General features: G+C 70.3%; 8 protein-coding genes. All 8 read left to right on the top strand.

Annotation, left to right across the window (positions count from 1 at the left end; genetic code table 11):
- The first annotated feature begins 4 nt into the window (after positions 1-4).
- The 8 genes from QMF98_RS13685 to fusA all read left to right on the top strand — a co-directional run bounded on the left by QMF98_RS13685 (position 5) and on the right by fusA (position 15,398).
- Positions 5-2,632 carry a CHAT domain-containing protein gene (locus QMF98_RS13685; RefSeq protein ID WP_337973514.1) on the top strand — a complete coding sequence of 876 codons (2,628 nt, stop codon included), beginning with the start codon at positions 5-7 and terminating at the stop codon, positions 2,630-2,632.
- A gap of 268 nt (positions 2,633-2,900) precedes the next feature.
- Positions 2,901-3,434, top strand: a complete 534-nt coding sequence (gene rplJ / locus QMF98_RS13680; RefSeq protein ID WP_291758107.1) for a 50S ribosomal protein L10 — start codon at positions 2,901-2,903, stop codon at positions 3,432-3,434.
- A gap of 84 nt (positions 3,435-3,518) precedes the next feature.
- Entirely contained in the window at positions 3,519-3,908 is a 390-nt protein-coding gene (gene rplL / locus QMF98_RS13675) for a 50S ribosomal protein L7/L12 (RefSeq protein ID WP_263729706.1), read from the top strand.
- A gap of 536 nt (positions 3,909-4,444) precedes the next feature.
- Positions 4,445-7,951, top strand: coding sequence for a DNA-directed RNA polymerase subunit beta (rpoB, locus tag QMF98_RS13670; protein WP_337973513.1), 3,507 nt, complete (start codon positions 4,445-4,447; stop codon positions 7,949-7,951).
- 120 nt (positions 7,952-8,071) lie between these two features.
- Positions 8,072-11,941 (top strand): DNA-directed RNA polymerase subunit beta', encoded by a 3,870-nt coding sequence (locus QMF98_RS13665; RefSeq protein ID WP_337973512.1) that lies wholly within the window; start codon positions 8,072-8,074, stop codon positions 11,939-11,941.
- Positions 11,942-12,366: 425 nt separating this feature from the next.
- Positions 12,367-12,735, top strand: coding sequence for a 30S ribosomal protein S12 (gene rpsL, locus QMF98_RS13660; protein WP_263729703.1), 369 nt, complete (start codon positions 12,367-12,369; stop codon positions 12,733-12,735).
- 5 nt (positions 12,736-12,740) lie between these two features.
- On the top strand, positions 12,741-13,211 hold the full coding sequence (gene rpsG / locus QMF98_RS13655; protein ID WP_263729702.1) for a 30S ribosomal protein S7: 471 nt from the start codon (positions 12,741-12,743) through the stop codon (positions 13,209-13,211).
- 84 nt (positions 13,212-13,295) lie between these two features.
- Entirely contained in the window at positions 13,296-15,398 is a 2,103-nt protein-coding gene (fusA, locus tag QMF98_RS13650; protein WP_337973511.1) for an elongation factor G, read from the top strand.
- The last annotated feature ends 18 nt before the right edge of the window (positions 15,399-15,416 follow it).

The following is a 15,416-nucleotide window of genomic DNA, read 5'->3' as shown; positions in this document are numbered from 1 at the left end:
CCGGATGTGCCCCACCGGTGCCCCGGCGCAGGCCGGGTCGCCGGACCTGGCGGAGCTGACGCTGCGCGTGCGCGAGGCGGAACGGGAGAACGCCGAAGGGCGGCCGGCGCGAGCCCGCCGTCGTCTGCTCCCGGTGCTGCGGACGCTCGACGCCGTGCCGGACGGGGACCCGGACGTGGTGCGCGTGCGCGCATGGGCGTTGATGGAGCTGGCACGCAGCGAGTTCGAGACGCACGGCAGCGCCGACGCCACGGTCCAGCGGCTCGACGAGATGGTGGAGGCCCAGGCCACCCACCGGTCGCAGGGGTCCGGCGCCGGGTGGCCGGGGCTGCGGCCCGCGGTGGCCGGCCTGCACGGTCTGCTCGCGCTGCGCGCGGGCCGGCTCGACGAGGCGCTGACCTGGCTGGACACCGCAGTCATGCACATCGCCGACGCCGAGCCCCTGGACGCCTGCCGCATGCTGCTCAACCGCGGCGTCGTCCACGCCGAGCGTCGTGAGCTCGGGCAGGCGCGCGCGGACTACGCCGAGTGCGCTCGGCGGGCGCGTGCCGAGGGGTTCGCCCGCCTGCAGTTCAAGGCGGAGCACAACCGCGGTCACCTGGAGCTCTACGCCGGACGGCTGCCGCAGGCGCTCGCGCGGATGGAGGCGGCCGCCCGCACGATGCCGGGGCAGTGGCCCATCGCGCTCCTCGACCGCGCCCTGGTGCTGCTCGAGGCCGGCCTGGTCCAGGTCGCGGACCGCACCTTCGCCGAGGCGGCCGCCCAGTTCGCGGACCAGCACCTGCCGCACGACGTGGGGGAGTGCGAGCTGGGCCGGGCGGAGTGCGCCGCCGTGCGTGGCGACTCGGCGGCGGCACGGCAGCACGCGGCCGTGGCGCGGCACCTCTTCCGCCGCAGGGGCGACGAGACGTGGGTGGTGCGCGCGACCCTCGGGGAGCTGCAGGCGGACGCGGCTCTCCTGGCCGCGGCACCCGAGCGCGATGCCGCGCTGCGCCGACGGTGGGCCTCGGTGTCGCGCCGGGCCGCCCGCGTCGAGGAGCTGTGCCGGCAGACCGGACGACCGCTGTGGGCGTTGAGTGCCGCGTGCCTCCGGGTCGAGGCCGATCTCGCGCGCGGTGCCTGCGACGACCCGGCGGCGACGCTCGAGCTGCTCGGCCCCGTGCCGGTCGAGGCGCCGATCGCGGTACGGCTCCAGGCGCGCCGTGTCCGAGCCCTCCTCCAGCTCGCGGCGGGGCGACGCGAGGCCGCGGTCCGCGACGTGCGCGCCGGCCAGCGGGACCTGCGCGTGCACCGCGCCCGGTTCGGCTCGCTCGACCTGCGCACGGCCGGCGCGGTGCACGGCACCGCCCTGGCCGACCTCGACCTCCAGCTCGCAACGGCCACCGGCCGCCCGGGATCGGTGCTGGACGCCGTGGAACGGGTGCGCGCGGTGATCGGCGGCACACCGCGGGTCACGCCGCCGGAGGATCCCGTCACCGCGACCCTGCTCACCGAGCTGCGCCAGCTGGTCGCCGAGAACCGCAACCTCCAGGGCCGTCCGGCCAGCGACCCAGGACGTGACCGGCTGCTGGCCGACAGCCGTCGCCTGCAGCACGAGATCCTGGCGCGCTCGTGGCACGAGCAGGGTCGTCTGGCGGACGACCGTGCGGCTCGGTCGGCCGAGGTCCGGCGCGCGCTGTCCGACCACCCCGGTGCGGTCCTGGTGGACGTGGTCGAGCACCGCGGCGAGGTGCTCGGGGTGCGCGCCGACGGCTCGGGCCTGCGTCTACGCAGGCTGGGCGATGCCGCGCCGTTGCGGGAGCACGTGCACCGGGTGCACGCGGACCTGGAGGTGCTCGCCAACCCGCTCGTCCCGCGCGACCTGCGGGGGGCGGCAGCCCGGTCCCTCGGCGAGGGGCTCCAGGCGCTGCAGCGCACGCTGGGCGCGATCGTCGACGAGGGCGGTGCGGAGCTGGTCGTCGTCGCCGGCGGGTGGCTCGGCCTGGTGCCGTGGGCGATGCTGCCGGCACGGCGTGGTCTGCCGACGGTCGTGGCGCCCTCGGTGCGCCACTGGCTCACCCACGCGGGCGCAGCGCCGCGCCGTCCGGAACGGGTCACCGCCGCCGCAGGACCGGGCCTGGTGCACGGTGAGGACGAGGCCCGCCGGGTCGCCGGTCTGTGGCCGGCCGCCAGCGCGCTGGTCGGGGAGCAGGCGACCGTCGGCCGGATGGTCGAGCTGCTCGGGTCCCCGGGGATCGTGCACCTGGCCGCCCACGGCCGGCACGAGCCGGACAACCCGCTGTTCTCCTCGGTCCGCCTGGCAGACGGTCCGCTGTTCGCGCACGAGCTCGACGGCGGTGGCAGCCCGCCGCACCTGGTGGTCCTCTCGTCGTGCGAGGTCGGACGTACGAGCGTCCGCGCCGGCGGCGAGGCCCTCGGCATGGCGAGCGTGCTGCTGCGGACGGGTGTCGGCGCCGTGGTCGCCGCGACGGCGCCGCTGCCCGACGACACGGCGATACGGGTGATGACGCGGGCGCACCAGCTGCTCCGCGACGGGGAGCCGATCGCCCCTGCTCTGGCCCGGGCCACGGCCGAGGACCTGGCCGTCACCGGTCAGCACGTCCCCCTGCAGGTGTTCGGCGCCCCCGTCTGAACCCCGCACCCCCCGGCCGGACGACCGGGATTTGGTTGTCACCGAACCGTGCCGTACCGTTGACGCGCCCAAGACCGCCGGTCGTCGGCTCGTCGTGCCCGCCCCGCGGGACCGACCCGTCGTCCGAAGTCCCGCTCACGCGGAGACCGGCGCAGGTGAGTGTTCCCGGTCCCGCGCCGTCGTGCGCGCAGCCCGTCCGAGCCCCGCGCCTGCGCCGGGGCTCGTCGTGCGTCTGGAGACCGGCGGCACCACCATCGGAAGGATCGTCATGGCGAGGCCGGACAAGGCAGCCGCGGTCGCTGAGCTCACGGAGCAGTTCCGTGGGTCGAACGCGGCGCTGCTGACCGAGTACCGCGGGCTCACCGTCGCGCAGCTCAAGTCGCTGCGTAAGGCGCTCAGCGGTAACGCGAACTACGCCGTGGTGAAGAACACGCTGACCGCGATCGCGGCCAGGGACGCCGGGCTCGAGGGCTTCGCGGACGAGCTGAAGGGCCCGTCCGCCATCGCCTTCGTCACCGGTGACCCGGTTGCGACCGCCAAGGGTCTGCGTGACTTCGCCAAGGCGAACCCCGCCCTGGTCATCAAGGGGGGCGTGCTCGACGGCCGCTCCCTGACCGCGGCGGACGTCACCAAGCTCGCGGACCTCGAGTCCCGCGAGGTTCTGCTGGCCAAGGCGGCCGGCGCGATGAAGGCCAAGCTCTACCAGGCCGCTTACCTGTTCACGGCGCCGGCGGCCCAGGCCGTCCGCACCGTCGAGGCCCTGCGCGCCAAGCGCGACGAGTCCGAGCAGTCCGCGGCCTGAGCTTCCGCTCCGGCCGTACCCCGTAACCCCAGCATCACCGCCGGTCGCCGCGACCGGCGGGCCCACACGGAAGGAACCGCCACCATGGCGAAGCTGTCCACCGCCGAGCTCATCGACGCGTTCAAGGAGCTCACGCTCATCGAGCTGTCCGAGTTCGTCAAGGCGTTCGAGGAGACCTTCGAGGTCACCGCCGCCGCCCCCGTCGCCGTCGCGTCCGCGCCGGCCGCCGGTGGCGCCGCCGAGGCCGAGGAGGTCGAGGAGAAGACCTCCTTCGACGTCGTCCTCGAGACCGTCGGCGACAAGAAGATCCAGGTCATCAAGGAGGTGCGCGCCCTGACGAGCCTCGGCCTGAAGGAGGCCAAGGACCTCGTCGACGGCGCCCCGAAGCCGGTTCTCGAGGGTGTCAACAAGGAGGCCGCGGACAAGGCCGTCGCCGCCCTCGAGGGCGCTGGCGCGACCGTCTCGGTCAAGTGACCCCCTCGGCGGTCGCGCGCTGACGCGGCCGCCGGCAGCACGAGGGCCCGTCCCCGCACGTGGGGGCGGGCCCTCGTCGTGCCCGGCGTCCCTGTCCACCGATCGAGGGGCGCCTGCGGCGGCGCGGACCGTCGTGTGCCATCATGGGCCGCGGCGACACCGGACCGGGCCTCACGGCTCACCGGGCCGCACCCGTCGGGCTCGCCCGCCGGGAGCACGACGAGTGAGCATGCGGGACAGCGGGGGGACGGCAACGGCGCCGGCATCGGTGTCCTGAGGTCCACGGCCGATCGGGTCGGGGGCGTGGTGGTCGGTCGCGGGGCAGCGGCCGGAGAGTGTACGAGGGAGTGCGCTGCTGGACGGCGTGCGCCGAAGCGAGTATGCTCGCGCTTTGCGCTGGCCTGTGTCCGCGATCCCGTATAACCCGAGCCTTCCTTTCGTCGTTCGTGCGCGACGCCGGGTGGTTCCGAGGCCGGGGGGTCGTATCTCGCCGGGACCGGCGCAGCGTGCACTCGATCCGCAGGGAAGGACCCCTCTTGGCTGCCTCGCGCACCCCTTCTGCACCCTCCGCCGACGCCATCGCCACTCGCACCGCTTCTCGCCGCATCTCCTTCGCCAGGATCTCCGAGCCCCTCGAGGTGCCGGACCTGCTCGGGCTGCAGACCGAGAGCTTCGACTGGCTGCTCGGCAACGAGCGCTGGCAGGCCCGGGTGGCCGCCGCGCTCGAGACGGGACGCCAGGACGTCCCGCAGACCGCCGGTCTGGAGGAGATCTTCGAGGAGATCTCCCCGATCGAGGACTTCGGCGGTTCGATGTCCCTCTCCTTCCGCGAGCACCGCTTCGAGCCGGCGAAGTACACGGCCGACGAGTGCAAGGAGAAGGACTTCACCTTCGCCGCACCGCTCTTCGTCACGGCGGAGTTCGTCAACTACACGACTGGTGAGATCAAGAGCCAGACCGTGTTCATGGGCGACTTCCCGCTGATGACCGACAAGGGCACGTTCATCATCAACGGCACCGAGCGTGTCGTCGTCTCCCAGCTGGTCCGCTCGCCGGGCGTGTACTTCGAGCGCGTCGCCGACAAGACCAGCGACAAGGACGTCCTGACCGCGAAGATGATCCCGAGCCGCGGGGCCTGGCTCGAGTTCGAGATCGACAAGCGCGACAACGTCGGTGTGCGCGTCGACCGCAAGCGCAAGCAGAACGCCACCGTGCTGCTCAAGGCGCTCGGCATGACGGACTCCGAGATCCGTGCCGAGTTCGCGGACTTCCCGGCCGTGCTCGACACGCTGGACAAGGACCACGTGCAGACGCAGGACGAGTCCCTGCTCGACCTGTACCGCAAGATCCGCCCGGGCGAGCCGCCGACGGTCGAGGCCGGCCGTGCGCTGCTGGACAACTTCTACTTCAACCCCAAGCGCTACGACCTGGCGAAGGTCGGCCGCTACAAGCTGAACAAGAAGCTGGGCCGCGACGCCGCGCTGAGCGACTCGGTGCTGTCCCGCGAGGACATAGTCGCCACGATCAAGTACCTGGCCAGCCTGCACATCGACCGCACCTCGATGGCGGGCGTGCGCAACGGTGAGGCGATCGAGGTCCGCGTCGAGACGGACGACATCGACCACTTCGGCAACCGGCGCATCCGCGCCGTCGGCGAGCTGATCCAGAACCAGGTCCGCACGGGCCTGTCCCGGATGGAGCGCGTCGTCCGCGAGCGGATGACCACCCAGGACGTCGAGGCGATCACGCCGCAGACCCTGATCAACATCCGGCCGGTCGTCGCCTCCATCAAGGAGTTCTTCGGCACCAGCCAGCTGTCGCAGTTCATGGACCAGAACAACCCGCTCGCCGGCCTGACGCACAAGCGTCGCCTGTCGGCCCTGGGCCCCGGTGGTCTGTCCCGCGACCGCGCCGGCATGGAGGTCCGTGACGTCCACCCGTCGCACTACGGCCGCATGTGCCCGATCGAGACCCCTGAGGGTCCGAACATCGGTCTGATCGGCTCGCTCGCGACCTACGGCCGGATCAACCCGTTCGGCTTCGTGGAGACCCCGTACCGCAAGGTCGTCAACGGTGTCGTCACGGACGAGGTGCACTACCTCACCGCCGACGACGAGGACCGTCACGTCATCGCGCAGGCCAACGCCGAGCTGAAGGCGGACAACACCTTCGCCGAGGAGCGCGTGCTGGTCCGCGTCAAGGGCGGCGAGATCGAGTACGTCGCGGGCGAGAACGTCGACTACATGGACGTCTCCCCGCGGCAGATGGTCTCCGTCGCCACGGCGCTGATCCCGTTCCTCGAGCACGACGACGCCAACCGTGCCCTCATGGGCGCGAACATGCAGCGCCAGGCCGTGCCGCTGGTCCGTTCCGAGGCGCCGCTGGTCGGCACCGGCATGGAGTGGCGTGCGGCGGTCGACGCGGGCGACGTCATCGTCTCCGAGAAGCCGGGTGTGGTCTCCGAGGTCTCGGCCGACCTGATCACCATCGCGCACGACGACGCGACCACCGGCTCCTACCGGGTGGCCAAGTTCCGCCGTTCCAACCAGGGCACCAGCTACAACCAGCGTGTCCTGGTCAACGAGGGCGACCGTGTCGAGGCCGGCTCCGTGCTGGCCGACGGCCCGGCGACGGACGGTGGCGAGCTCGCGCTCGGTCGCAACCTGCTGGTCGCGTTCATGTCGTGGGAGGGCCACAACTACGAGGACGCGATCATCCTGAGCCAGCGCCTGGTGCAGGAGGACGTGCTCTCCTCGATCCACATCGAGGAGCACGAGGTCGACGCCCGCGACACCAAGCTGGGCCCCGAGGAGATCACGCGGGACATCCCGAACGTCTCCGAGGAGGTGCTGGCCGACCTCGACGAGCGCGGGATCATCCGCATCGGCGCCGAGGTGAACGCCGGCGACATCCTGGTCGGCAAGGTCACCCCCAAGGGCGAGACCGAGCTGACCCCGGAGGAGCGCCTGCTGCGCGCGATCTTCGGAGAGAAGGCCCGCGAGGTCCGCGACACGTCGCTGAAGGTGCCGCACGGCGAGTCCGGCACGGTCATCGAGGTGCGCACCTTCAACCGCGAGGACGGCGACGAGCTGCCCGCCGGCGTGAACGAGCTGGTCCGGGTGTACATCGCCCAGCGCCGCAAGATCACTGCCGGTGACAAGCTGGCCGGTCGTCACGGCAACAAGGGCGTCATCTCGATCATCCTGCCCCCCGAGGACATGCCGTTCCTCGAGGACGGGACGCCGGTCGACATCGTCCTGAACCCGATGGGTGTGCCCGGCCGCATGAACGTCGGCCAGGTGCTCGAGGTCCACCTCGGGTGGATCGCCAAGCAGGGCTGGGACATCTCGCTCGCGGAGGGCGACGTGCAGTGGCGGGACGAGGTCCCGGCCATCGCGGCGAAGTCCGCGCCCGGCACCCCGGTCGCCACCCCCGTGTTCGACGGCGTGCCGGAGCAGACCCTCACGGGTCTGCTCGGCTCCACGCTGCCGAACCGCGACGGCGAGCGGATGGTCGGTCACGACGGCAAGGCCCGGCTGTTCGACGGCCGCTCCGGCGAGCCGTTCCCGGACCCGGTGGCCGTCGGCTACATGTACATCCTCAAGCTCCACCACCTGGTCGACGACAAGATCCACGCCCGTTCGACCGGTCCGTACTCGATGATCACGCAGCAGCCCCTGGGCGGTAAGGCCCAGTTCGGTGGCCAGCGGTTCGGCGAGATGGAGGTGTGGGCGCTCGAGGCGTACGGCGCCGCGTACACGTTGCAGGAGCTGCTCACCATCAAGTCCGACGACGTCCCGGGCCGCGTGAAGGTCTACGAGGCGATCGTCAAGGGCGAGAACATCCCCGACTCGGGCATCCCGGAGTCGTTCAAGGTGCTGCTGAAGGAGATGCAGTCGCTCTGCCTGAACGTCGAGGTGCTCTCCTCGGACGGCGTCTCCATCGACATGAAGGAGAACGACGACGAGGTCTACCGCGCGGCGGAGGAGCTCGGCATCGACCTGTCGCGCCGCCCCAACGCGAGCAGCGTCGAAGAGATCTGACGACGAGCCCGGTGCGGGCCCCGTCCACGCGGGGCCCGCACCGTCAGCCCGCACCCCTTGCACCATTCCGTCCGTCGGCCCGCACAGCGCGAGGCCGGCATGCGAAGGAAGTAGGACCCCTTGCTCGACGTCAACGTCTTCGACGAGCTGCGCATCGGCCTGGCCACGGCCGACGACATCCGTGCCTGGTCGCACGGTGAGGTGAAGAAGCCCGAGACCATCAACTACCGGACCCTGAAGCCGGAGAAGGATGGCCTGTTCTGCGAGAAGATCTTCGGTCCCACCCGGGACTGGGAGTGCTACTGCGGCAAGTACAAGCGCGTGCGCTTCAAGGGCATCATCTGCGAGCGCTGCGGCGTCGAGGTGACCCGGTCCAAGGTGCGCCGCGAGCGCATGGGCCACATCGAGCTGGCCGCTCCCGTGACGCACATCTGGTTCTTCAAGGGTGTGCCGTCGCGCCTGGGCTACCTGCTCGACCTCGCGCCGAAGGACCTGGAGAAGGTCATCTACTTCGCCGCCTACATGATCACGTGGGTGGACGAGGACGGCCGCGCCGAGGACCTCCCGAACCTCCAGAACGAGATCGACCTGGAGAAGAAGGAGATCGCGGACCGCCGCGACAACGACATCAACACCCGCGCCGCCAAGCTCGAGGCCGACCTGGCCGAGCTCGAGGCCGAGGGTGCCAAGGCGGACGCCCGTCGCAAGGTGCGCGACTCCGCGGAGCGCGAGATGGCGCAGCTGCGCAAGCGTGCCGACACCGAGCTCGAGCGCCTCGAGACGGTGTGGGACCGGTTCAAGAACCTCAAGGTCGCGGACCTCGAGGGCGACGAGATGCTCTACCGGCAGCTGCAGGACCGGTACGGCAACTACTTCGAGGGCTCGATGGGTGCCCAGGCGATCAAGAAGCGCCTGGAGGCCTTCGACCTCGACGCCGAGGCCGCGTCGCTGCGCGAGACGATCCGGGTGGGCAAGGGCCAGCGCAAGACGCGTGCCCTCAAGCGCCTCAAGGTCGTCAACGCGTTCCTGACGACCAACAACTCGCCGACCGGCATGGTGCTGGACGCGGTCCCGGTCATCCCGCCGGACCTGCGCCCGATGGTCCAGCTCGACGGTGGCCGGTTCGCCACCTCCGACCTGAACGACCTGTACCGCCGCGTGATCAACCGGAACAACCGCCTCAAGCGGCTGCTCGACCTCGGCGCGCCCGAGATCATCGTCAACAACGAGAAGCGGATGCTCCAGGAGGCCGTCGACTCGCTGTTCGACAACGGCCGCCGCGGCCGTCCGGTGACCGGTCCGGGCAACCGCCCGCTCAAGTCCATCTCGGACATGCTCAAGGGCAAGCAGGGCCGGTTCCGCCAGAACCTGCTCGGCAAGCGCGTCGACTACTCCGGCCGTTCGGTCATCGTCGTCGGCCCGCAGCTCAAGCTGCACCAGTGCGGTCTGCCCAAGCAGATGGCGCTCGAGCTGTTCAAGCCGTTCGTCATGAAGCGGCTGGTCGACCTCAACCACGCGCAGAACATCAAGAGCGCCAAGCGCATGGTCGAGCGTGCCCGCCCGGTCGTGTGGGACGTGCTCGAGGAGGTCATCACCGAGCACCCGGTGCTGCTGAACCGTGCGCCCACGCTGCACCGTCTCGGCATCCAGGCGTTCGAGCCCCAGCTCGTCGAGGGCAAGGCGATCCACCTGCACCCGCTCGTCTGCGGCGCGTTCAACGCCGACTTCGACGGCGACCAGATGGCCGTGCACCTGCCGCTGAGCGCCGAGGCGCAGGCCGAGGCCCGCATCCTCATGCTGTCCAGCAACAACATCCTCAAGCCGTCGGACGGCCGTCCGGTGACCATGCCGACCCAGGACATGATCATCGGCCTGTACCACCTGACGTCCGACCGGCCGGGTGCCAAGGGTGAGGGCCGCGCGTTCAGCTCGGTGTCCGAGGCGATCATGGCCTTCGACCAGGGCACGCTCGACCTCAACGCGGTCGTGAAGATCCGCATGGACGGCCTGGTCCTCGACGAGGAGCGGGCGCCCGAGGGCTGGACGCAGGGCGAGCCCCTGCTGTTCGAGACCACCCTCGGCCGTGCGCTGTTCAACGACCTGGTCCCGGTGGACTACCCCTACGAGAACGGCGTCGTCGACAAGAAGCGCCTCTCGGCCATCGTCAACGACCTGGCCGAGCGGTACCCGAAGGTCGAGGTCGCCGCGTCGCTCGACGCCCTGAAGGAGGCCGGCTTCCGCTGGGCCACCCGCTCGGGCGTGACCATCGCCATCTCCGACGTCGCCACGCCGACGGAGAAGAAGGCGATCCTCGAGGAGAACGAGGCGCGCGCCGCCAAGGTGCAGGGCCAGTACGACAAGGGTCTGATCACGGACGACGAGCGTCGTCAGGAGCTCATCAACATCTGGACCGAGGCGACCGACAAGGTCGCCAAGGCGATGCAGGCGAACTTCCCGGCGCGCAACACCGTCTACCGCATGGTGGGTTCGGGTGCTCGAGGCAACTGGATGCAGGTCCGGCAGATCGCCGGCATGCGTGGTCTGGTGGCCAACCCGAAGGGCGAGATCATCCCTCGGCCCATCAAGGCGAACTACCGCGAGGGTCTGTCCGTCCTGGAGTACTTCATCGCGACGCACGGCGCCCGCAAGGGTCTGGCGGACACCGCTCTGCGGACCGCCGACTCGGGCTACCTCACGCGTCGTCTGGTGGACGTGTCGCAGGACGTCATCGTCCGCGAGCTGGACTGCGGCACCGAGCGCGGCCTGACCATGCCGATCGGGGTGGACGCCGGCGACGGCACTCTGCGCCGGCACGACAAGGTCGAGACCTCGGTCTTCTCGCGCACGCTGGCCACCGACATCGAGATCGACGGCGAGGTCATCGGCCACGCCGGTGACGACGTCGGCGACGTGCTGCTCGACCGGCTGCTCGAGGCGGGCGTCACCGAGCTCAAGGTGCGCTCCGTGCTCACCTGCGAGTCGCGGGTCGGCACGTGCGCCAAGTGCTACGGCCGTTCGCTGGCCACCGGCAAGCTCGTCGACATCGGCGAGGCGGTCGGCATCATCGCCGCCCAGTCGATCGGTGAGCCCGGCACGCAGCTGACGATGCGTACGTTCCACACCGGCGGTGTCGCCTCGGCGGAGGACATCACGCAGGGTCTGCCGCGTGTCCAGGAGCTCTTCGAGGCCCGCACCCCCAAGGGTGAGGCGCCGATCGCGGAGTTCTCGGGCCGTATCGCGATCGAGGAGGGCGACCGGTCCCGCCGGATCGTCCTGACGCCGGACGACGGGTCGGAGGAGATCTCCATCCCGGTGACCAAGCGTCAGCGCCTGCTGGTCGCGGACGGGGACCACGTCTCCGTCGGCACCCAGCTGGTCCTCGGTGCCGTCGACCCCAAGAAGGTGCTGCGCATCCTCGGCCCGCGGGCCACGCAGAAGCACCTGGTGGACGAGGTCCAGGAGGTCTACCGCTCGCAGGGTGTGGACATCCACGACAAGCACATCGAGGTCATCGTCCGGCAGATGCTGCGCCGGGTGACCGTCCTCGACTCGGGCGACACCGACCTGCTGCCGGGCGAGCTGTCCGAGCGTGGGCGCTTCGAGGACGCGAACCGCAAGGCCGTGTCCGAGGGTGGTCAGCCGGCGTCCGGCCGTCCGGAGCTGATGGGCATCACCAAGGCGTCGCTGGCCACGGACTCGTGGCTGTCGGCGGCCTCCTTCCAGGAGACGACCAAGGTGCTGACCGAGGCTGCGATGTCGAGCCGGTCCGACCCGCTGCTCGGCCTGAAGGAGAACGTCATCCTCGGCAAGCTGATCCCCGCCGGCACCGGGCTCGCCCGGTACCGGGACATCGCGGTGGAGCCGACCGAGGAGGCGAAGGCCGAGCTGTACCCGGCCTTCGGCTACGACGAGATCGACTTCCCGGCCCTCGGCATGGGGACCGGCGACGCGATCCCGCTTGAGGACATCGACTTCGGCGACTACCGCTGATCTCGATCGCACCGCCCGAGGGGCCCGCCGGTTCGCCGGCGGGCCCCTCGGCGCACCTGCACGGGGCTGGCCCTGCCGGCACGTCGTCCCACGTGCTGCTTTGACGCCTGTTCGGCCGCCAGGTAGCCTGGGACACCGTGCCCGCGTCGTCGGGCCCTTGTGCGTGCACGCATCGCGCCGCTGATTCGGACCAGTTCCGGGGCGGTGGCAGCGGCACCGGGTGACAGCCCGATCGTCACGACCGACCAGGACAGCATCCTGGTTCGCGCCGCGGAGGACCGGGCCGACACGCCCGGGCGCGGGGGTCGGTGCGGGACGCAAGACCAGCCGGGGTAGTCGCGCGACGAGCGTCGATCCGGGAACCTGCCGGCCGTCCTGGGTGACGGGTCCGGTCGACCAGAGATCCATCGACAGACGGAGACGCAGTGCCCACGATCCAGCAGCTGGTCCGCAAGGGCCGGCAGGCGAAGACGAACAAGTCGAAGACGCCTGCCCTCAAGGGCTCCCCCCAGCGACGCGGTGTGTGCACCCGCGTCTACACCACGACCCCGAAGAAGCCGAACTCGGCCCTGCGCAAGGTGGCGCGCGTGCGCCTGTCCTCGCAGGTCGAGGTGACGGCCTACATCCCGGGTGTCGGCCACAACCTCCAGGAGCACTCGATCGTGCTGGTGCGCGGCGGCCGTGTGAAGGACCTGCCCGGCGTCCGCTACAAGATCGTCCGTGGTGCCCTCGACACGCAGGGCGTCAAGAACCGCAAGCAGGCGCGCTCCCGCTACGGCGCGAAGAAGGGCTGAGTCCAATGCCTCGCAAGGGTCCGGCCCCTCGTCGGCCGCTCGTCGTCGACCCGGTCTACGGGTCTCCCGTCGTCACCCAGCTCATCAACAAGGTGCTGCTGGACGGCAAGAAGACCGTCGCGGAGTCCATCGTGTACGGCGCCCTCGAGGGCGTCCGCGAGAAGACCTCCGGCGACCCCGTCGTCGTGCTGAAGCGCGCGCTCGACAACGTGCGCCCCGCGCTCGAGGTCAAGTCCCGTCGTGTCGGCGGCGCCACCTACCAGGTCCCGGTCGAGGTGCGCCCGGTGCGCGCCACCACCCTGGCCCTGCGCTGGCTCACCGACTTCTCCCGCGCCCGCCGCGAGAAGACGATGACCGAGCGCCTCATGAACGAGATCCTGGACGCATCGAACGGCCTCGGTGCCGCGGTCAAGCGCCGCGAGGACATGCACAAGATGGCCGAGTCCAACCGCGCCTTCGCGCACTACCGCTGGTAACAACCGGCGGGTCGGGGGGCGGCGGCCCACGTGGCTGCCGCCCCGCCCGACCACCCGAGCCAACCGACAAGGGGCGTACACAACGTGGCACTCGACGTGCTCACCGACCTGACCAAGGTCCGCAACATCGGCATCATGGCGCACATCGATGCCGGCAAGACCACCACGACCGAGCGGATCCTGTACTACACAGGCATCACGTACAAGATCGGTGAGGTCCACGAGGGCGCCGCCACGATGGACTGGATGGAGCAGGAGCAGGAGCGCGGCATCACCATCACGTCCGCCGCGACGACCTGCTTCTGGAAGAACAACCAGATCAACATCATCGACACCCCCGGCCACGTCGACTTCACCGTCGAGGTGGAGCGTTCGCTGCGCGTGCTCGACGGCGCGGTCGCGGTGTTCGACGGCAAGGAGGGCGTGGAGCCCCAGTCCGAGACGGTGTGGCGCCAGGCCGACAAGTACGACGTGCCGCGCATCTGCTTCGTCAACAAGATGGACAAGCTCGGCGCCGACTTCTACTTCACGGTCAAGACGATCGTCGACCGCCTGAAGGCCCGCCCGCTGGTCATCCAGCTGCCGATCGGCTCGGAGAGCCAGTTCATCGGTGTCGTCGACCTGGTCGAGAACCGCGCGCTGGTGTGGCGCGGAGAGACGGCGCTCGGCGAGAAGTACGACGTCGAGGAGATCCCGGCCGACCTGGTCGAGCGTGCGGAGCAGTACCGCGCCGAGCTGATCGAGGCCGTCGCCGAGACCGACGAGGAGCTGCTGGAGAAGTACCTCTCCGGCGAGGAGCTCACCGTCGCCGAGATCAAGGCGGGCATCCGCAAGCTGACGATCTCGTCCGAGGCGTACCCGGTGCTGTGCGGGTCGGCGTTCAAGAACAAGGGCGTGCAGCCCATGCTCGACGCCGTCATCGACTACCTGCCGTCGCCGCTGGACGTCCCGTCCATCGAGGGCCACGACGTCAAGGACGAGTCCATCCTCGTCGAGCGGCACGCCGACGCGACGGAGCCGTTCTCCGCGCTGGCGTTCAAGGTCGCCGCCCACCCGTTCTTCGGCAAGCTCACCTACGTCCGGGTGTACTCGGGCAAGGTGGCGCAGGGCGCCCAGGTGCTCAACTCGACCAAGGGCAAGAAGGAGCGCATCGGGAAGCTCTTCCAGATGCACTCCAACAAGGAGAACCCCGTCGAGGAGGCCCAGGCCGGCCACATCTACGCGTTCATCGGGCTGAAGGACGTCACCACCGGTGACACCCTCTGCGACCCGAGCTCGCCGGTGGTCCTGGAGTCCATGACCTTCCCCGAGCCCGTCATCGACGTGGCGATCGAGCCGAAGACGAAGGCCGACCAGGAGAAGCTCTCCACGGCCATCCAGAAGCTCGCCGAGGAGGACCCGACGTTCCGGGTGCGCCTGGACGACGAGACCGGCCAGACCGTCATCGGCGGCATGGGCGAGCTCCACCTCGACATCCTCGTCGACCGCATGCGTCGCGAGTTCAAGGTCGAGGCGAACGTCGGCAAGCCGCAGGTGGCGTACCGCGAGACCATCCGCCGCAAGGTGGACAAGATCGAGTACGTCCACAAGAAGCAGACGGGTGGCTCCGGCCAGTACGCCAAGGTGCAGCTGTCGTTCGAGCCGCTGGACACCGCCGAGGGCGAGGTCTACGAGTTCCAGAACGCCGTCACCGGTGGTCGTATCCCGCGCGAGTACATCCCGTCGGTCGACCAGGGCATCCAGAGCGCCATGCAGCAGGGCGTGCTGGCCGGCTTCCCGATGGTCGGCGTCAAGGCGATCCTGCTCGACGGTGCCTACCACGAGGTCGACTCGTCCGAGATGGCCTTCAAGATCGCCGGTTCGATGGTCCTGAAGGAGGCTGCGCGCAAGGCCGACCCGGCCCTGCTCGAGCCGATCATGGCCGTCGAGGTGCGCACGCCCGAGGAGTACATGGGCGACGTGATCGGCGACCTGAACTCCCGCCGCGGCATGATCCAGTCGATGGAGGACGCCACCGGCGTGAAGGTCGTGCGTGCGCACGTCCCGCTCTCGGAGATGTTCGGGTACGTCGGCGACCTGCGGTCGAAGACCCAGGGTCGTGCGGTGTACTCGATGCAGTTCGACAGCTACGCCGAGGTTCCTCGCAACGTGGCCGAAGAGATCATCAAGAAGACCCGGGGCGAGTGAGTCCCGAGGGTCGAACCC

The sequence above is a fragment of the Cellulomonas sp. NTE-D12 genome (assembly GCF_027923705.1).
In the GTDB taxonomy this organism is placed as follows: domain Bacteria; phylum Actinomycetota; class Actinomycetes; order Actinomycetales; family Cellulomonadaceae; genus Cellulomonas.
This window is presented reverse-complemented; position numbering and strand designations above follow the sequence as displayed.